Source organism: Pseudoxanthomonas sp. (assembly GCF_051953815.1).
Classification (GTDB): domain Bacteria; phylum Pseudomonadota; class Gammaproteobacteria; order Xanthomonadales; family Xanthomonadaceae; genus Pseudoxanthomonas_A.
Genome location: NZ_JBQCIJ010000020.1, coordinates 1 through 17,708, shown reverse-complemented (window position 1 = coordinate 17,708; position 17,708 = coordinate 1). Strand labels below are relative to the sequence as shown.

14 protein-coding genes are annotated in these 17,708 nt (G+C 67.5%); 8 read left to right on the top strand and 6 right to left on the bottom strand.

Going from position 1 to position 17,708, the window contains the following annotated elements; all coding sequences use genetic code 11:
- Positions 1–551: 551 nt before the first annotated feature.
- From ACTHN1_RS05090 to ACTHN1_RS05080, 3 genes are all read left to right on the top strand, one after another.
- Complete coding sequence (locus ACTHN1_RS05090) at positions 552–1,190, top strand: acyltransferase family protein (RefSeq protein WP_440469873.1); 639 nt, start codon at positions 552–554, stop codon at positions 1,188–1,190.
- 123 nt (positions 1,191–1,313) lie between these two features.
- Positions 1,314–1,697 carry a nuclear transport factor 2 family protein gene (locus ACTHN1_RS05085; RefSeq protein ID WP_440469872.1) on the top strand — a complete coding sequence of 128 codons (384 nt, stop codon included), beginning with the start codon at positions 1,314–1,316 and terminating at the stop codon, positions 1,695–1,697.
- Positions 1,698–1,859: 162 nt separating this feature from the next.
- Complete coding sequence (locus ACTHN1_RS05080) at positions 1,860–2,978, top strand: serine hydrolase domain-containing protein (protein WP_440469871.1); 1,119 nt, start codon at positions 1,860–1,862, stop codon at positions 2,976–2,978.
- Positions 2,979–3,121: 143 nt separating this feature from the next.
- Here the strand turns inward: ACTHN1_RS05080 and ACTHN1_RS05075 are convergent, their stop codons facing one another.
- From ACTHN1_RS05075 to ACTHN1_RS05060, 4 genes are all read right to left on the bottom strand, one after another.
- Positions 3,122–3,328 carry a hypothetical protein gene (locus ACTHN1_RS05075; protein ID WP_440469870.1) on the bottom strand — a complete coding sequence of 69 codons (207 nt, stop codon included), beginning with the start codon at positions 3,326–3,328 and terminating at the stop codon, positions 3,122–3,124.
- A gap of 314 nt (positions 3,329–3,642) precedes the next feature.
- Entirely contained in the window at positions 3,643–4,179 is a 537-nt protein-coding gene (locus ACTHN1_RS05070; RefSeq protein ID WP_440469869.1) for a GFA family protein, read from the bottom strand.
- Positions 4,180–4,333: 154 nt separating this feature from the next.
- On the bottom strand, positions 4,334–5,293 hold the full coding sequence (locus ACTHN1_RS05065) for an alpha/beta fold hydrolase (RefSeq protein ID WP_440469868.1): 960 nt from the start codon (positions 5,291–5,293) through the stop codon (positions 4,334–4,336).
- A 457-nt stretch (positions 5,294–5,750) separates the two neighbouring features.
- Positions 5,751–6,797, bottom strand: coding sequence for a LacI family DNA-binding transcriptional regulator (locus ACTHN1_RS05060; protein WP_440469867.1), 1,047 nt, complete (start codon positions 6,795–6,797; stop codon positions 5,751–5,753).
- Between the two features lie 461 nt (positions 6,798–7,258).
- Here ACTHN1_RS05060 and ACTHN1_RS05055 point away from each other — a divergent pair, with 461 nt between their 5' ends.
- Entirely contained in the window at positions 7,259–9,094 is a 1,836-nt protein-coding gene (locus ACTHN1_RS05055) for a CocE/NonD family hydrolase (protein WP_440469905.1), read from the top strand.
- A gap of 42 nt (positions 9,095–9,136) precedes the next feature.
- Here the strand turns inward: ACTHN1_RS05055 and cueR are convergent, their stop codons facing one another.
- Positions 9,137–9,592, bottom strand: a complete 456-nt coding sequence (gene cueR / locus ACTHN1_RS05050; protein WP_440469866.1) for a Cu(I)-responsive transcriptional regulator — start codon at positions 9,590–9,592, stop codon at positions 9,137–9,139.
- Between the two features lie 9 nt (positions 9,593–9,601).
- Entirely contained in the window at positions 9,602–12,022 is a 2,421-nt protein-coding gene (locus tag ACTHN1_RS05045) for a heavy metal translocating P-type ATPase (RefSeq protein ID WP_440469865.1), read from the bottom strand.
- A 158-nt stretch (positions 12,023–12,180) separates the two neighbouring features.
- Between ACTHN1_RS05045 and ACTHN1_RS05040 the strand changes: the two genes are divergently transcribed.
- From ACTHN1_RS05040 to ACTHN1_RS05025, 4 genes are all read left to right on the top strand, one after another.
- Positions 12,181–12,432, top strand: a complete 252-nt coding sequence (locus tag ACTHN1_RS05040; RefSeq protein ID WP_440469864.1) for a heavy-metal-associated domain-containing protein — start codon at positions 12,181–12,183, stop codon at positions 12,430–12,432.
- Positions 12,433–12,657: 225 nt separating this feature from the next.
- Positions 12,658–13,227 carry an RNA polymerase sigma factor gene (locus tag ACTHN1_RS05035; protein WP_440469863.1) on the top strand — a complete coding sequence of 190 codons (570 nt, stop codon included), beginning with the start codon at positions 12,658–12,660 and terminating at the stop codon, positions 13,225–13,227.
- A gap of 28 nt (positions 13,228–13,255) precedes the next feature.
- Positions 13,256–14,185, top strand: coding sequence for a FecR family protein (locus ACTHN1_RS05030; protein WP_440469862.1), 930 nt, complete (start codon positions 13,256–13,258; stop codon positions 14,183–14,185).
- An 89-nt stretch (positions 14,186–14,274) separates the two neighbouring features.
- Entirely contained in the window at positions 14,275–17,532 is a 3,258-nt protein-coding gene (locus ACTHN1_RS05025) for an outer membrane beta-barrel protein (protein WP_440469861.1), read from the top strand.
- Positions 17,533–17,708 lie beyond the last annotated feature (176 nt).

Below are 17,708 nucleotides of genomic sequence, written 5' to 3'. Positions count from 1 at the left end.
CCCCTCCGTGTGCCCAGTTCGTATGCTGCGCCGGTCCTAAGACTAGTTCAAGTCCTCGAGAAGGCGTGCAGACGGGGGCTTCGGCGTCCACACTGCTTTGGCCTTCGGTTGCGACGCGCGCACCGCCTGCAACGTGTTCCCCGAGCCTCGGCGGCCGCCGCCGCGACACTGGCCAGGCGCAGTCGCTCCTGCAAGTCGGCCTGGGCGATGGTCATCCGCTCAATCGCCTTGTATTGCGGCCGTTGGTCGAGCTGGCAGCGCTGGATCCCCATGTGCTGGCACGCGAGGCCGCTACCGCCGCGCGGGGCGGTTGGGGTCAGGCCGCTACGGGCGTGCCCTGTCCTGGCCGGTGCCCGAACCAGTGGTGATCGAGTTCCTGGTCGATCACTGACCAGGCGGACCGCCCGCGGCCGAGTCTGCGACCTGCCACCGGGGCTGGATGCCGCCTTGGTCGCGGCGGGCCTCAAACAACGCCTCGGGCCGCTGAGCCGTGATACCGTCGTGCACCGTTCTCGCCGGCCCTGCGGCGCCTGGGTGACGCCGTCACCCGCGTGCTGGCATCCCGCGCCGGACCACCGTTGCTGGCCCTGCCGTTGGCGGTCGCGTTGGCGAGCACGCCAAGCTGGTATGCGTTCTTCGGCGTTCCCACCCCGGATCAGTCGTTGTATCCCCCGCTGGCGGCGTGCGTCGCCTTCGGCAGCGCGTTCCTGTTCGGATGGTGGTTGCATCGCGGGCGCGACCTGCTGCCCGGACTGGCGCGTCATTCGTGGATGCATCTCGTCGTCGCGGTGGCATGCACGCTGATCTGCCTGGCGCTGCTGCGTGGCCAGATGATGCTGGTCCCCGCTCCGCAGGAGCCGCGTACCTGGCTGTACGCGGCGCTGTATGCATTGGGCGCATGGAGCTGGACCTTCGGCCTCACCGGCATGGCGCTGCGGGCGTTCGCCCACGCGCATCCCGTCCGCCGCTACCTCGCCGATGCGTCCTACTGGATCTATCTGGCGCACATCCCCGTGGTGATGGCCCTGCAGGTGCTGGTCGTGCGCGTCCCCGGCCCGGCCGGTTTGAAGTTCATCGCCATCCTGCTGGCCACGCTGGCGCTGCTGCTGGGCAGCTACGGATGGTTCGTCCGCACGACCTGGCTGGGCGCCTGGCTCAACGGACGCCGGCACTCTCGTCGGTGGTCGTGACGGGCCTGGCATGGCCAGCCACATTGACCGCCCTTGGCGTTCGTTGGCCCATCACGATGCCATGACGGCACTTGAACGCGCCGTATGAGAAACCCGTTTCCTCTCCTGGCGTGCAGACTCGACATGACTACGCAGAATGACATCATGGAACTGGAACGGCAGTTCTGGCAGGCGATAGTGGAGATGGATGCCGACACGGCAGTTTCGTTACTGGATGGAGAATCGGTTTCCGTCTCCGGCTGGGGCATCCACCACTTCAGCCCGGCCGAGTACCGGGAAATGGCTCTGTCCGGCGATGCACGGGTCACCGCCTTCAAGTTCTCCGAGGAACGGGTGATTTTCCCAACGCCGGATGTCGCCATTGCCACCTATAAAGCGGATCAGTCCATCACCATTGGCGGAAAGAGCCAGGACATGGTGGTTTACGACACCACCACATGGGTCCGCAAGGAGGGGGCCTGGGTGGCATCGGCTCACACCGAAACCCTCCGCCAGGCCAACTCCTAGTCAGGCTTCGAACACGGGCGGTTTGCGCGCGCCCCTGTCGCGACTCGACAGAAGTGCCGCGTGAATACCCGAAGGGTCGGCGCGAGGAAAGGAGCGGCCAGTAGCCGAAGCCGCCGTTGCCGCTCTACCATCGCCGTCTACCGAACCGACAGCGAACCGCCGATGCAGACCGACCCGACGCGACGTCGCTTGTGTACCGCACTGCTCGCCGCGGGTGCCGGACTTGTGGTGCCTGGCGCGCGCGGAGGCAGCCGCGCGCCGGAGAAACGCCCATCCCTGAGCGCTCTGCTGGAAGCGGAACACCAGCCGGGAATGGCCGCGGTACTGGTGGACCGGGGACGGATAACCGAGATGGCGACCGCGGGACGGCGCAACGATGCCGGCGACGCGCGTGTCGAACGCCATACCGTGTTCGAACTGGGGTCCATCACCAAGGTATTTACCGCGCTGCTGATCTTCCGGCTTCGGCACCGTGGCCTGCTCGACGTGGATGCTCCCATCGGCCGCTACGTGGACGACCTGCCCGCGGCGTGGCAGCCGATTGCGCTGTCCCGGCTGCTCAGCCATACGTCCGGCATCCCGAACTACCTCAACGAAGGCAACTTTCTCAAGTTGATGCCGGTGGACTCTCCACCCCGGGATCTGTTGGCGTTGGTCGCGCAGGCGCCTCTCGACTTTGCTCCGGGCACGCGACACGCCTATTCCAATACCAACTACATCCTGCTCGGGCTCGCCATCGAGCAGGTGGCCGGCGCGGACTACTGGCAATTCCTGCACGACGAAATCCTGGGCCCGTTGGACATGCGCACCGCCGGGCCGCGTCGCGCCGGCGACCGCCGCATCGTCGCCCAGGGACACCTCTACCAGGACGGCCATTGGCTGGATCCGCCCATCACCGCGCCGGGTTCCGCCTGGGCCGCTGGAAGCCTGCTTGCCAGCATCGGCGACATGGCGCGTTTCGCCGTCGCGCTGGATCAGGGCAAGCTGCTGCCCGATGCCCTGCTCCGTCAGATGTGGCGCGATACGCCGCTTGCCGACGGTGCTACCGCCGGCTGGGGCGCGGGATGGGAACTGGCTGACGGCGGCCAGGTGGTGGGCCATGGCGGGGGAACGGCGGGATTCACGGGATACCTCCGGCACGTCCCCGCCCTGCGGCGAACCGTCGTGGTGCTCATCAACCGTGCCGGGGACATCAGCCCACAGGGCATCGCCGAGCGGCTGGATCTGGGCTTGCGTCCGGGCAAAGCCCGGAACAGCGGCACGGCTACGAGCACTGCCTGATTTCCCGCCAAGTTAGACAGCCGTATGGCGACGACCTGGAAGCATCGCGCGCCATGCACCGGGTTGGGCATCCATGATCCTGGCGATCATGCCGCTCGATGCCTGGCGGGTTGAACCGCGGAAATGGTTCGCGGCCTGAACCGTCAGCCAAACGTAGCGCTGCTCCTGGGAGCTTCCCGCATCTCGAACGGCGCCGCGGCCGCAGGTTGTTCGTGCTCGACGCCATCGCCCGCGCCTTGTTCCGTGGGCGTGGCGAACGGCCTTTCAAGCGGCGCCACGGGGCTGCTGGATTCCACCAGACACGGAAACACGAACCCCATCAAGGCTGCGTACTTCTTGGCGCGTGCCATATCAATATCCCGGTTTGCTTTGGGCGCATCGGACGATGAGCCCCCCCTTGCCCGGCAGCGTAGCAAACCGGATTCCCGCAATCCTGATGCCATTGGTCATGAAAATGGGGCGGGCGCCGGGCGCATGCCGCCGCCGAGGCAACCGCCCTGACCGGCGCGCGTCGTTCCTGCCTGGCGGAACAGGCGGCACCGCCCGAATCCGGGAAAAAATTGGTCCGGCGGACGGTCGGTCCCAGTGCCGGTGGCCGGCATGAGCGTGTATTGAGCCTGCCCTGCTTTCCGATGACAGGGGGGTCGCCGACACCTCGTCGATGTCAGGCCCGGATTTCTCCCTTCACGTCGATTGCCGGACTCCGGAATCCCATCGCTATCCATGCCTTCATCAGTTTGGCGAAGAACGACACGGACTGGTTCCTGAGATTCGGGACATCGTCGGGAAGGAACGAGGCGTCCGCGAGATCGCCCGTCATGGTGCGCATTTCGAGCAGCGGCAGCGTGCCGTCGGGCCATAGCCCGGCATACAGGCTCAGCCAATGCCCGCCCTTGAACTCCAGGAACACCGGCGTGTTGCAGCACGAAGCGAGGACGCGCCGGCTGCCCGCGCCAGGCGACAGACGAAATTCCCTGAGCTGGTCCGCACCCGCGGTGAACCGGACGCGATCCTTCCGGTAGAGGACGAACCGCGTCCCGCCCTGAGGTCCCAGCATGGAGCGCGCGCAGGGCAGCTTTCCCAGGCGTGCGCCGGCGGCGCGGCAGCTGTCGCAATGGCATTCGACGCTGGTGATGGGATCGCCCTGGACAAGCAGATTGAACCGCCCGCAGGCACAGGCGAGAGATTGGGATGACGACATGCCGGACCTTTCTGTCATGGGTTCTCTTCAACGACGAACAGGCGGGCTTCATTTCGACAGGACATACCGGGCGAATCGAATGGTTTTCGCGCGCATCACGCCGCTTCGCGGACCGATGCCGTGCGATCAGAAGGCCGAACCGGTGCGCCGCCCACTAGACACGCCAGAGCGCCCTCGCCTCGTCGGCCACCACTTCCGGCAACTCTTCCGGCCAGAAGAGCTTCCCGCCTTCGACCCGTCGCACGCCGCGGGAACCGGGCAACGCCTGGTCGAGCCAGTTCGCCCACGTGATCGGGAACAGCGGATCCGCCGTGCCCCACAGCATCCGCGTCGGCGTCTTCAATCGACGCAGCGCCGGTTCGATGGCAAGCAGCGGATTGGATTCAAGTTCCGCCAGATAACGGTTGAGCTGCGCCTTCCGTCGCGGCGACGCGACAAGTGGATTGAAGTAGTACTCGATCGCGGCGTCCGCCACGTTCGCGGGAGTCATGTAGGCCGATCCGAAAATGCCTTTCTCCGACCTGGCGTAGACGGGATCGTCCAGATGCCGCTGCATTTTCTGATCGTATGTGCCCGCCTTCGCGGCGTTGATGGAGTTGCGCATCTGCGGCGGCGGACAGTTCTCGTGGACGTCGCAGTTGGTCAGGAGCATCGTGCGGACCCGCGCGGGGTGCCGGGCGACGAAGAGCTGCGCGATGGTACCGCCACTGTCGTTGGCGACCAGATCGACCGATGACACCTGCAGGCGATCAAGCAGGGCCACCAGCATGTCCGCTTGCGCCTGGGGCGAAAGGTCCTGCTGATCGGGGACCTCCGTATATCCCAGCCCCATGAAGTCCGGCGCGATGCACCGCCGGTGGGGCGCGAGACGTTCGAGCGAGCCACGCCAATGAAAGCCGTTCAAGGGAAACCCGTGGAGAAACAGCGCGGCTGGCCCGGTTCCCTGTTCCACGTAGGCGACGCGTCCGAAAGGCGTATCGGCGAAGCGCCGCCATGCGGCGTATTTCGCCACCTCGGAAGTTGCGCCCTGCGCACACTGCCCCGCGCGCACAACCGCGAGGGCGGCGGCGCCCGCCGCTGCCGTGCATGTCGCCAGGAAGTCTCGTCGCCTCATTTGAACTCCACAAGAAGTCGCGTGCGCGGGCACCCGATCTCGCGCCAATGCCTGATCGCATGAACGCGATACACGCATCATCGCCGCGCGGTCGCGGCCCCGACCACGCGAATGCGGGCAAGCAGGCCAAGCCAGACTTGGGGTTGGCATGGCGGCGGCAGGGTTCCCATGTGCCGGGAAGCCCGCCGTTCCGGCGCGCCGAGCGGGAGGTGGGCAACGGCAACCTCCTGCGCATCGTCGCCCGGCGCAATCGTTCGTGGAACCTGTTCATCCGGCATGCGCGCTGGAATGGCGGCACTGTGTGCGCAACGCCGATCTGGCCGGAGGAGGCGTCCAGGAGTCCGCGACGGGGCCCGCGCAGCCTCCGCGCTTCGCGCTCCGCCCGCGGGAATTGACCGCGAGGGCGGCTGGGCGTGCTCGGGGACGGCGCCGGAGAATCCGGTTCCCCCTTCCCTCGTCACGCCCTCCGTGGCGGCGCGACGGAGTCGCGGGTGATGAGCGCGTGGGGCATCACATGGTTGACGGTGGCGGGGGCGCCTTTCTCCTGGCGCCGGATCGTCCGCAGGAGAATGTCGATGGCGGTGTCGGCCATCGAAGCGACCGGCTGCTGGATGGTGGTGAGTTCCGGCCAGACCGTGGTCGCGGCGGAGGTGTTGTCGAATCCGACCACCGACAGATCCCGCGGCACGCCCAGGCCCCGTCGATGCGCGACGGACACGACCGCGGCGGCCATGTCGTCGTTGCTCGCGAAGATCGCGGTCGGGCGCCGGTCGAGCGTGAGCAGCTTCTCGGCCGCTTCCAGCCCCGAACGATAGGTGAAGTACCCCTGCTGGACGAGATCACCATCCTGCGGCAGGCCCGCCTCGGCAAGCGCTTCCTGGAATCCCTTGAAGCGATGCGCGCTGGCCGTCTGGTCGGGATTTCCCTTGATGTAGCCGATGCGGGCATGGCCCTGGGCGATCAGGTAGGCGGTCATTTCCCGGCTGGCCTGGAAATCGTCGATGCGCACGCAGGAAATCTCGCGGCTGAACTGGCCGGACGCGATCGAGACGACCGGGATCCCGGCGCGGACGAACTCGGTCACCACCGGTTTCGATTCGCACAGGGGCGGCGGCAGGATGACCCCGGCCACGCTTTTCGCCAGCAGGCGCGCGGCATCGCGCAGGGCGTCCGCCTTGAGCGTGTCCCAGTTCGCGATCACCAGCTGCGCGGCGGCGCGGCTGGTGCCGCTGAGCGCGCCCACGAGCAGCTCGCGCAGGTAGGCCGAACTGGGGTTGGTGTAGATCAGCGCGATGCAGGTGTTCTGCGCGGCCGCCAGCGAGCTTGCCGCCAGATTGGGGCGATAGCCGAGCTCCTCCACCGCGCGCAGGACACGCTCCCGGGTCGCTTCGCGCACGGTGCTGAGGCCGTTGACCACCCGCGAGACCGTCATCGGCGACACCCCCGCATGCGCCGCCACCGTGTCGATGGTGACGGCGTGCCCTTTCCGGCGAATGGACTTCATCGGTCCTTCCATCCTCTCTTGTCGAAGGTTTCCCTGCCACCGTCGCCGGGCACGAATCCCGCGACGGCGCGACGGGCCGGCGGCGGGTTCACCGTCCTTCGCGTGGCCCGGAAAACGTCAAAGGTAACGCTAGCAGGATGGCGCGGAAACTGCCCGCCATCGGGCTTCGCCGCGCCGGCGACGGGAAACGCCCGGCCAGGGACCTTCGGCAGAGCCCGGCGCGTTGGGTGGCGCCTGCGCGCGGAGCGCTTCGGCCGGCCCCGCCGGTCGCCGTTCCGTGAAAGGCGTACCGGCCGCCGCACTGGCTACGGCCGACCGGGCGCTGTCTAATCGGCGGGTCACGCAACCACCCACCAGGACGATCCATGAAGATGACTTGCAAGGGCCCGTGGCGCCACGGGCTGGCGGCATTGGCGTTGTCGCTCCTTCCCGCCGCCGCATCGCTGGCGCAGACGCCGGCGATGACGCCGGACATCACCGGCAAGGAATTCGTCGTGTCGAAGGGCAACTTCGACTACGACAAGCGCGTGGTCATGGTGCCGATGCGTGACGGGGTCAAGCTGTACACCGTCATCGTCGTGCCCAAGGGCGCGAAGAACGCGCCCATGCTGCTGACCCGTACGCCGTACGACGCGGCCGGCCGCACCCAGCGCACGGATTCGCCGCGGATGATCGACATCCTGCCGCAGGGGGACGAGGTATTCGTGCGCGCCGGCTACATCCGCGTGTTCCAGGATGTGCGCGGCAAGTACGGTTCCCAGGGCGACTATGTGATGACCCGTCCCCTGCGCGGGCCGTTGAATCCGACCAGGGTCGACCATGCCACCGACGCCTGGGACACCATCGACTGGCTGGTCAAGCACGTGCCCGAGTCCAATGGCCGGGTGGGCATGCTGGGATCGTCCTACGAGGGCTTCACGGTGGTGATGGCGCTGACCGACCCGCATCCGGCGCTGAAGGTGGCCGCGCCGGAGAGTCCGATGATCGACGGCTGGATGGGCGACGACTGGCTCAACTATGGCGCATTCCGGCAGGTCAATTTCGGCTATTTCTCCGGCCAGCTCACCAAGCGCGGCAAGGGCGCGTCGCTGCCCGGCGACGGATACGACGACTACACCACCTTCCTGCGCGCCGGCTCGGCCGGCGACTACGCGCGCGCCAACGGGTTCGAGCAGATTCCGTGGTGGCGCAAGATGACCGAGCATCCCGCCTACGATGCGTTCTGGCAGGAGCAGGCGCTGGACCGGAAAATGGCGGAGACGCCATTGAAGGTGCCGACCCTGTGGCTGCAGGGCCTGTGGGACCAGGAGGACATGTGGGGCGCGAACCACAGTTACCAGGCGATGGAAGCCCGCGACACCGGCAACGACCTCAACTACCTGGTGATGGGACCGTGGCGGCACAGCCAGGTCAACTACGAGGGGCGCAACCTCGGCGCGCTGAAGTTCGACGGCGACACCGCGCTGCAGTTCCGCCGCGACGTGCTCAAGCCGTTCTTCGATCAGTACCTGGTCGAGGGCGCGCCCAAGGCCGACACGCCGCCGGTGCTGGTCTACAACACCGGCGAGGATCACTGGGATCGCCTGCCGCGGTGGCCGCGCAGCTGCGCGCAGGGTTGCGCCGCGTCCGCCCGGCCGCTGTACCTGCGCGCGGGTGGCCAGCTTTCGTTCCAGCCGCCGACGGTGGACGAAACCGACTTCGAGGAATATGTCTCCGATCCCGCCAAGCCGGTGCCGTTCGCGCCGCGTCCGGTGCGTTTCGGCGATCGCGACATGTGGACGACCTGGCTGGTCAAGGATCAGCGCTTCGTCGAAGGGCGACCGGACGTGCTGACCTTCATCACCGAACCCCTGGCCGAACCGCTGCGCATCGCCGGCACGCCCTGGGTCAACCTGCAGGCTTCGACCAGCGGCAGCGACAGCGATTGGGTGGTCAAGCTGATTGACGTCTATCCCGAGCAGATCGCTTCCACACCGGAAATGGGCGGGTATCAGCTGCCGGTGTCGCTGGCGATCTTCCGCGGACGCTATCGCGAGAGTTTCGAACACGCCAAGACCATCGCGCCCGGACAGACCCTGCCCTACCGCTTCGCGCTGCCCGAGGCCAACCACGTGTTCCTGCCCGGACACCGGGTCATGGTGCAGGTGCAGTCGACGCTGTTCCCGCTGTACGACCGCAATCCGCAGACCTTCGTGCAGAACATCTATTTCGCCCAGCCTGCGGACTACCGGAAGGCGACGCAGCGGGTCTGGCATACGCCGGAAGCGGCGAGTTCGATCGAACTGCCGGTCTATTGAACCCCTGCGGGCGCGGGGCGTCGCGCCCCGCGCTCGAGGCGCTCACCGGATCGGTGTGGCCAGGTCTTCCAGGATGGGACACTCGGGCCGGTCGTCGCCGTGGCAGCGCTGGGCCAGATCCAGCAGGGTCCGCTGCATGGCCTGCATCTCCTCGATCTTCCGGCCCAGATCGTCGGCATGCGCGCGGGCGAGTTTCTTGACCTCCGCGCTGGCGCGGCTGCGGTTGTCCCACAGGCCCAGCAGCACTTCGATCTGCTTGATCGGAAAGCCCAGCAGCCGCGCGCGCTTGATGAAGCGCAGGCGATGCACGTCGTTGTCCGGATAGACCCGGTAGCCGGCGAAGGTGCGGCCCACCGGCGCCAGCAGGCCGATGCTTTCATAGTGCCGGATCATCTTGGCGCTGACGCCGCTCAGCGCGGCGGCTTCGCCGATGTTGTGCAGCCCCTGCTGGCGGGCTTCGGCCAGTTCCGGGCGGGGTTGCTTCGAGGGTCGGGTCATGGCGATCTCCTAGGCATCCAAGGTGGGATGCCAACGGCGCAAAAGCAAGGTATTGGCGAGCACGCTGACGGATGAGAGCGCCATCGCCGCGCCCGCCACCACCGGATTGAGCAGGCCCAGCGCCGCCAGCGGAATACCCACCACGTTGTACGCGAACGCCCAGAACAGGTTCTGGTGGATCTTGCGCGTGGTGCGGCGCGAGACCTCGATGGCCGCCGCGACCAGGCGCGGGTCCGGACGCATCAGGGTCACCCCGGCGGCATGCATCGCCACGTCGGTGCCGGAGCCCATCGCCAGTCCCACCGAGGCGGCCGCGAGCGCGGGCGCATCGTTGATGCCGTCGCCGACCATGGCGACGGTACCGCTCCGCTGGAGTTGGCGGATGACGTCGGCCTTGCCGTCGGGCAGCACGTTCGCGCGCACCTCGTCGATGCCGAGTTGCGTGGCGACCGCCTGCGCGGCGCCCGGATTGTCGCCGGAGATCATCACCGTGCGCAGGCCCATCGCATGCAGTCGGGCGATGGCGCCGGCGGCGCTCTCGCGCGGCTCGTCGCGGAACGCCAGCAGGCCGCGCAGGCGAATCCCGCCGCCCTGCTCTTCCGCCAGCCACGACACCGTGTGTCCGGATGCGCTCAACCGCTCGGCCTGCGCTTCCAGCGAAGACAGATCAATCCGCAGTTCACGCATCAACTGCGTGCTGCCCAGCCATACGGCGTTGCCGCCGGCCCGGCTGGTGAGACCGCGTCCCGCCAGCGCCTGGACCTCGGTCGCGGCGATCAGATTGCGGATGTCCACCGCCGCCAGCACCGCCCTGGCCAGTGGATGCTCGCTGCCCGCCTGCAACGCGGCGGCGCGCGCCAGCAGTTCCTCAGACGAGCCATGCGCCGGGACCACCTCGCTCAGCACCGGACGTCCGCGGGTCAGGGTACCGGTCTTGTCGAACGCCACCGTGGTGACCCGGCGGGCGACTTCCAGCGCCTCGGCATCCTTGAACAGGATCCCGGCGCGGGCGGCGACCCCGGTGCCGGCCATGATCGCGGTGGGCGTCGCCAGCCCCAGCGCGCACGGACAGGCGATCACCAGCACCGCCACCGCGTTGAGGATCGCCTGGTTCCAATCGCCGGTGGCCACGCCCCAGCCCGCCAGGGTCAACAGCGCGATGCCGATCACCACCGGCACGAACACCGCGCTGACGCGATCCACGATCCGCTGGATGGGCGCCTTGCGCGCCTGGGCGTCCTCCACCAGCCGGATGATGCGGGCCAGCGCGCTTTCCGCGCCCACCGCCACGGTCGTCACCGCGATCGTGCCTTCGCCGTTGACCGCGCCGCCGGTAACGCGGTCGCCCGGATTCTTCGCCACCGGCAGGGACTCGCCGGTGATCAGGGACTCGTCGGCATGGGTCCTGCCTTCCAGCAGATCGCCGTCCACCGGAATCTGCTCGCCCGGCCGCACCAGCACCACGTCGCCCACCCGGACCTGATCGATCGGCAGTTCCATCTCACCCTGCGGACGACGCACGCGCGCGGTGGCCGGACGCAGCGCCTGCAGCGCCCGGATGGCCTCGGTGGTCTGGCGCTTGGCGCGCGCTTCCAGCCATTTACCCATCAGGATCAGGGTGATGATGACCGCCGACGCTTCGAAGTACAGCGGTTGCGCGCCGTGATGGGAGGGCCCGGCCAGCAAGTGGTACACGCTCAGGCCGTAGCCGGCGCTGGTGCCCAGCGCGACCAGCAGATCCATGTTGCCGGTCCGGGCCTTGAGCGCTTTCCAGCCAGCCTTGTAGAAACGCGCGCCCAGCCAGAACTGCACCGGCGTCGCCAGCGCGAACTGCAGCCAGCCCGGCAGCATCCAGTGTTCTCCCCACAACAAGGCCACCATCGGCAACACCAGCGGCAAGGAAAGCAGCGCGGCCCATTGCAGGTGGCGGACTTCGCGCGAGCTGGCGGCTTTCCGTTCGCCGGCGCCTTCCTGCGCGCGCACGCTGGGCGATGCGCCGTAGCCCGCGGCCACGACGGCGGCCACCAGCGCGGCGTCTTCGACTTCGGTGCCGAGACGCACGCGCGCCCGTTCGGTGGCCAGGTTCACTGTTGCCTCGACCACGCCCGCCACGCGCTTCAGCGCGGCTTCGATGCGCGCCACGCAGGAGGCGCAGGTCATGCCCTGGAGCGCGAGTTCGACCTCGCGGGTGGCCAGTTCATAGCCGGCGTCGCGTACGGCCGCGTCCAGGACCGACAACGCCAAGGGCTGATCCGAACGGACTTCGGCGGTCTCGGTCGCGAGGTTCACCGACACGTCGGTCACTCCCGGGACGGCGCGCAGGCCGCGCTCGACATGGCCGACGCAGGAGGCGCAGGTCATGCCGGCGATGCCGAACCGGAAGCGTTGGTCGCCAGCGGCGGCGTGGGCATGGGACAGGGAGGCATTCATGACGGCGGTCCATCGGTGGGAATGGCCGGCACGTTGCGGCTTCCCATCGTGGGAAGGTCAAACCCCGACCCGCCGCCATCGCGGCGCTTGACCTTCCCATGGGGGCAAGCCCGACGGTAGCCATGCCGGCGATGGGCCGGTCACTGCTTCGAGCCAACATGAAACTCACCGTTGAAGGCATGACCTGCGGCCACTGTGTCCGCACGATCACCTATGCACTGCAAGCACTGGACTCCGATGCGCGGGTCTCGGTGGACCTGCCCGGCAAGACCGTCATGGTCCAGGGCCGGATCCGCGCCAGCGATGCCGCCACGGCGCTGGCGGCCCAGGGATACACCGTCGTGACCAGCGACGCCGGCGACGCACCTGAAAGCGCGGGTTCGTGCTGCGGCAGTTGCAAGGCCGCCTGAGCGGGGCCGCCTCGCCCATTGGTCGAGGCGACTTTCCCCAATCGCGCAGTGGACGCGTCGACCTGGTCCCGGGCGGCTCCGGCCGAAACACGGTTGTCATGCGCGGTCCCTAGCATCGCTGCTCATTTGCCGGATGGATGACGGGGAACCGGGGTGTCTGAGCGGGTCGAAGCGACGGGGCGCAGGGAGGCGGTCCGGGATGATGTCGAAAGGACACGCTGGTTCATGCACCACATCCTGCCGCACGAGGCGGCGCTGAGGAATTGGCTCTCCCGCCGGAGCGCGCCCGCCGCGTTCGATGTCGAGGACATCGTCCAGGAAAGCTACGCCGTGCTGGCCGAACGCGCCTGCGTGGACGACATCCTGAATCCGCGCGCCTACCTGTTCCAGGTGGCCCAGTCGCTGGTCGTCCGCAACATCCGGCGGGCGCGGATCGTCTCGATCCTGGCGGTCGAGGATCTGGGCGCGGTGGATTTCGCCGACGAAGCCGCCACGCCGGAACAGAGCGCCATCGCCCACGACGACCTGCGCCAGCTCGCGCGGGTGATCGCGAGCATGCCGGGGCAGACCCGCGAGGCCTTCATCCTGCGGCGGATACGCGAACTGCCGCAGCGGGAGATCGCCGCGCGGATGGGCATTTCGGAGAACACGGTCGAGAAACACATCGTCCGTGGCATCCGCTGGCTGGACCAGTGGTTCGCCAGTGGCGGAAACCCGCCCGCCAAAACCTCTAGTCAGTTGGAGCGGGAAAGAAGGCGTGCCAATGGAAGAGCGCGAAACCAGCCGGAACATTGAAGAAACCGCGGCGCGATGGGTGGCGAGGATGGATCGCGCGCCCCTGTCCGAGCGCGAAACCCAGGCCCTGGACGAATGGCTCGCCGGCGATCGGCGACGCTTCGGCGCCTTCGTGCGCGCCAAGGCCATCTGGATGCGCGGCGAATCGGCGCGCGCGCTGGGCCCCCGGTATGACCCGCTGGACTTCCTGCCGCCGGATTCGGCTTCCCCTCCCCGCCCCGGCTTGCGGCGTCGCCGATGGATGGAATGGGGCGGCGCGCTCGCCGCGTCGCTGCTGCTGGTGGTGGCGCTGGCGGTCACCCTGCAGATGCCCAGTGCCTACGCCACCGCCAAGGGCGAGATGCGCATGGTGCCGCTGGGCGATGGCGCCACGGTGACCCTCAATACCGACACCCGCATCCAGGTCTACGACGAACGCGGACGCAAGCGGATACGCATCCTGCGCGGGGAAGTCCTGGTGGAAGACGCCAATCCGGCCACGCCCACGCTGGTCGAAGTCGAAGGACGGCGGTTGACCGCCAGCCGCGCCAGCTTCGTCGTGCGCAGGCTGGAAGGCCGGCCCGCGCAGGTGCTCGTGCAGGAAGGCCGCGTGGATGTCGCCGGCCCGGTCCGCGCGGAGCGGATGTCACTGACGGCGAACACCGGTCTGTCGCTGCCGACGGATGGAACCCGGGCCTGGCGGCCCGCGCCGCTCGCGGCCGGGCAGATGAACCGGGAACTGGCCTGGCGCGAAGGCAAGATCGCGCTCCAGGGCGAAACCCTGGCCGAAGCCGCCGCCATCTACGCGCGCTACAGCGATACGCCCATCGTCATCGCGGATCCCGAATTGGCGCGCATGCAGGTCACCGGCTTGTTCGCCACGCACAATCCGCTCGGTTTCAGCCGCGCGATCGCGGAGGTGTTCGATGCGCGCGCCGTCCGCGAACCGGAACGCATCGTGCTCACCCGCGCGCATTAAATTTTTTTGACAGATAGCGGAACGCCTCTCCGCCACGGCTCTCTGTTCTCAGTACCGCTCATCCGCAGCTTGCCGAGAACACATCCCCCATGAATCGCTACAAGAAAGTCCTGTTGACCAGCGCGATCGCCGCCGCCATGGCCTGCTCCTCGCAGGCGATGGCCCAGCAGCGCACGTTCGATGTCCCGGCCCAGCCGGCCGTCACCGCCATCCCCGAACTGGCGCGCCAGGCGCAGGTGCAGATCATCGCGCCGGCCGGCTCCCTGGAAGGCATCGACACCCCGCAGATCACCGGCGAGATGGATGCTCGCGAAGCGCTGTGCCGTCTGCTGGAAGGCACCGGGCTGGAGATCAAGTCCGACGAGAACGGCGTGATCCTGCTGCAGAAATCCGGCGCCGGCGAAGCCGAACGCGGCCGGTCCGGGCAGAAGATCGGGACGGGCAGCGTGCGCGGCCGCATCCTCAACACCGCCACCGGCGAATACGTGCGCAACGCCGAGATCCGGGTGGAAGGCGCGCCTCTGGTCACCTACTCCGGCGATGGCGGCAATTTCCGCCTCACCGGCGTCCCGACCGGCGAAGCGACCCTGGTGGTGCGCTACACCGGCCTGCAGGACGCGCGGAGCACCGCCACCGTCGGCGGTGGCGAAGTCGCCACCCTGGATTTCGACCTGAAGGTGCCCTCCTACGCCGCCAACGGCGGCGAAGCCACCGAGATGGACATGATCATGGTCACCGCCAAGCGCGAGGGCCAGGCCAGCGCGATCATGGAGCGGCGCGCGGCGATGAACGCCAAGAACGTGGTCGCCGCCGACAACTACGGCGCCCTGACCATGGGCGATGTCGGCGAGTTCATGAAATCCATGCCGGGCATCTCGCTGGACTACACCGAAGTGGATGCCACCGCGGTGCGCATCGGCGGCCTGGATCCGAAGTACTCGACCTTCACCATCGACGGCGCGCGCATGGCGACCGCCACCTCCAACAACAACACCGGCCGCCAGAACTCGTTCGAGCAGATGTCGATCACCGGCATCGAATCCATCGAACTCAACAACACCCTGACCGCCGCCATGGACGCCGACTCGCCCGGCGGCCAGATCAACCTGCGCAGCAAGTACGCCTTCAACCGCACCGGCCGGCAGGTGGTCGCGCAGCTGGGCGGGGTCGGCACCTCCGACTCGACGCTCGCACGCAAGTATTTTCCCGACGACCGCAAGCATTCCACCCTGTATCCGTCCGCCCAGTTCGGCTTCGGCGACGTATTCATGGAAGGCCGGCTGGGCGTCGAGTTCAACACCAGCTACAACGCCAACTACGTGCAGCAGGATCGCATCCAGACCGACTGGTCCTACCTGCCGGACGGCCGGGTCATGCCCTACCGGGTGATGTGGCGTCCGGGTCCGAAGATGACCAGCCGCACCGCCGCCAACCTGAGCACGGACTACCAGATCACCGACGAACTGGTGTTCTCGCTACGCAGCACCTATTCACTGTACGACGTGGAGTACTTCAACCAGTACACCTTTCTCTATTTCGGCACCCCGACCGCGTCGTACGCCACCCCGGACTCCACCCCGACCCACATCGTGGTGAACCCGAACGGGACCAACACCCGCCTGCGCACCGAATACTCGCACCGCTACGCCGGCACCCCGACCTACACCATCGCGCCCAAGCTCGAGTTCAAGGGCGAGACGCTGGAAGCCACGCTGCGCGGCAGTTACTCGCGCTCCGAGTTCAACTTCCGCGACAACAGCGAAGGCTTCTTCCAGCGCACGGACAGCTGGCTGACCGGCATCGGCTTCACGATGGACCGGCCCAGCGAAAGCTCCAACGCCTGGAACCTCAACCAGACCGCCGGCCGTCCCTGGGGCGATCCGACCAGCTTCAACCGCGATGCCGACATCGGCAACAACGTGCGCACCGCCGAGTCCGACGCCGTCAACGACCAGTACGGCGCCTACCTGGATCTGAAGAAGCAGCTCAGCTTCCGCGACCAACCGATCACGCTGATGGGCGGCCTGGGCAGCCGCAGCAACGACTGGCGCACCAACGAGGGTTCCTACCGGCAGTTCCAGTACGTCGGGCCCACCGGCGATCTCAGCCAGCGGGATCCGGCTGCGGTCATTCCGTGGACCCACCACTACCAGTTCGCCATCCACGGCTTCGACGCCGGCAACATGAACGCACAGAACTGGCGCGCCGACAGCCACTACGCGATGTACGACATCTACCAGGCGCATCCGGAGTACTTCGTTCCCGACACGGTCGGCAACCTGAAGCGTTCGCTGGACAACAACAAGCGCATCCAGGAGCAGGTCGACGCGGCCTACCTCGAAGCCCAGACCCGCATCGGCGCGGCCCGCTTCGATCTCGGCCTGCGCTACGAGAAGACCCGCACCGCCGCGCGCGTGGCCAGCGTCCGCCCGGTCAGCGAAGTGACCGCCGCCGGCCTGTCGGTCAACACCGTCGAGGGCCTGCTCTACCAGTACAACAACGGCGCCTATTCGATGCGCCGCGGCGAATACGAGGACTGGTTCCTCAGCGGCGGCATCAAGTACGACTTCAGCGAGCGGCTGGTCGGCCAGCTGGCTTTCAGCCAGTCCATCCTGCGCCCCGACTACGGCAACCTGGGCGGGGTGGTATCGGTGAACGACGACACCCTGATCGTCAACGTGCCCAATCCGCTGCTGAAGCCCGAGCATTCGACCAAGTACTACGCCAGCCTGCAGTACTACCTGGAACCGTCGGGCATCGTCGGCCTGTCGTACTACAAGCTGGACATGACCGACATGCAGGTCACCGGCATCACGGTCAATCCCGAGGATGTCGGTTTCGATCCCGACGAGTACGCCGGCTACACCTTCCGCAGCGCGCAGAACCTGCCCGGCACCAGCACCAACGAAGGCCTGACCCTGGAATACAGCCAGCAGCTGACCTTCCTGCCGGACGCGCTGCGCGGGCTCAGCCTGTACGGCTCGTACACCCGAGTCAATCCGGATGGCGTGCGCCAGAACATGCCGGAACAGGCCGCCAACTGGGGCATCCGCTACAACTACGGCCGCTTCGACCTGCAGATCAACGGCAACCGCCAGGGCGAGTACCGGGTGAGCGCGCTGAGCAACACGCCGACCACCGCCAACAACGGCGTGCTCTACCACACCGCGCGCGAGCTCTGGAACATCAGCGCCAGCTACAAGCTCACCGACAACATCGAACTGCAACTGGCCGGCCGCAACATCTTCAACGAACCGGACATCATCTATTCCAACGTGCCCGGCCGGGTCCAGCAGTACACCGTCTACGGTTCGATGTGGAACTTCGGAATCAAGGCGCGGTTCTGAGCCGCTTCGCTGTTGCTTCATCGCTCCGCGTCGGCGCTTCCCGAGTGGCCGCCGCGGATTCCGTCGCGGGGGTGGGGGGCCGGGTAATTACCCACACACCGGGGTGCTTAAAAAAACCAGGAACACACAAACGCGATGAAAATAAAACAACCCCCCCCCCGGTCCCCCCCCCCCCC

Coding starts and splice junctions, on each gene's coding strand:
- ACTHN1_RS05055 (WP_440469905.1), top strand. CDS start 7,259: ATGACGCCGGACATCACCGGCAAGGAATTCGTCGTGTCGAAGGGCAAC.
- ACTHN1_RS05080 (WP_440469871.1), top strand. CDS start 1,860: ATGCAGACCGACCCGACGCGACGTCGCTTGTGTACCGCACTGCTCGCC.
- ACTHN1_RS05085 (WP_440469872.1), top strand. CDS start 1,314: ATGACTACGCAGAATGACATCATGGAACTGGAACGGCAGTTCTGGCAG.
- ACTHN1_RS05060 (WP_440469867.1), bottom strand. CDS start 6,797: ATGAAGTCCATTCGCCGGAAAGGGCACGCCGTCACCATCGACACGGTG.
- ACTHN1_RS05070 (WP_440469869.1), bottom strand. CDS start 4,179: ATGTCGTCATCCCAATCTCTCGCCTGTGCCTGCGGGCGGTTCAATCTG.
- ACTHN1_RS05045 (WP_440469865.1), bottom strand. CDS start 12,022: ATGAATGCCTCCCTGTCCCATGCCCACGCCGCCGCTGGCGACCAACGC.
- ACTHN1_RS05025 (WP_440469861.1), top strand. CDS start 14,275: ATGAATCGCTACAAGAAAGTCCTGTTGACCAGCGCGATCGCCGCCGCC.
- ACTHN1_RS05040 (WP_440469864.1), top strand. CDS start 12,181: ATGAAACTCACCGTTGAAGGCATGACCTGCGGCCACTGTGTCCGCACG.
- ACTHN1_RS05030 (WP_440469862.1), top strand. CDS start 13,256: ATGGATCGCGCGCCCCTGTCCGAGCGCGAAACCCAGGCCCTGGACGAA.
- ACTHN1_RS05035 (WP_440469863.1), top strand. CDS start 12,658: ATGCACCACATCCTGCCGCACGAGGCGGCGCTGAGGAATTGGCTCTCC.
- ACTHN1_RS05075 (WP_440469870.1), bottom strand. CDS start 3,328: ATGGCACGCGCCAAGAAGTACGCAGCCTTGATGGGGTTCGTGTTTCCG.
- cueR (WP_440469866.1), bottom strand. CDS start 9,592: ATGACCCGACCCTCGAAGCAACCCCGCCCGGAACTGGCCGAAGCCCGC.
- ACTHN1_RS05065 (WP_440469868.1), bottom strand. CDS start 5,293: ATGAGGCGACGAGACTTCCTGGCGACATGCACGGCAGCGGCGGGCGCC.